This window comes from Neisseria sp. HMSC061H08 (genome assembly GCF_001836795.1).
Taxonomy (GTDB): Bacteria; Pseudomonadota; Gammaproteobacteria; order Burkholderiales; family Neisseriaceae; genus Neisseria; species Neisseria subflava_A.
This window is the reverse complement of record NZ_KV830547.1, coordinates 1-472: the sequence shown is the minus strand read 5'-3', so window position 1 is coordinate 472 and position 472 is coordinate 1. Positions and strand designations below refer to the sequence as shown.

Annotated in this window: 1 protein-coding gene; it reads left to right on the top strand. The window is 55.1% G+C overall.

The genetic code is table 11. From position 1 onward, the window contains the following. Positions 1-92: 92 nt before the first annotated feature. Positions 93-472 (top strand): type IV pilin protein (locus HMPREF2675_RS00225; protein WP_070813654.1); only part of this gene is annotated, 380 nt, incomplete at its 3' end.

The following is a 472-nucleotide window of genomic DNA, read 5'->3' as shown; positions in this document are numbered from 1 at the left end:
GGAATAAAGATATGTACTTAAAAACATTTGACGGAAAACGGAATGGGGCAACTGTGCAGAGAGGCTACTCATTGGTACAGCTGTTGGTGGTGATGCTGCTGGTTTCGATATTGGCGACGGTGGCATTGACCGCCTATCGGGAGTCAGTCCGTTCGGCCAACTTGCGTGCGGCTCATGCCGCGCTGCTGGAAAATGCGCGCTTTATGGAGCAGTTCTATGCGAAAAAGGGCAGCTTTAAGCTGACGTCGACGAAGTGGCCGGAGCTACCGGTAAAGGAGGCGGGCGGTTTCTGTATCAGGATGAGCGGTCAAGCTAAGGGTATCTTGGAGGGAAAGTTTACCTTGAAGGCGGTGGCGCTGGATAGGGAGGCGGAGCCGAGGGTGCTGCGCTTGAACGAGTCGCTGACGGCGGTGGTGTGCGGGAAGATGAAAGTGAAGGGCAGCTGTACGGACGGTGAGGAGATATTTAGGGG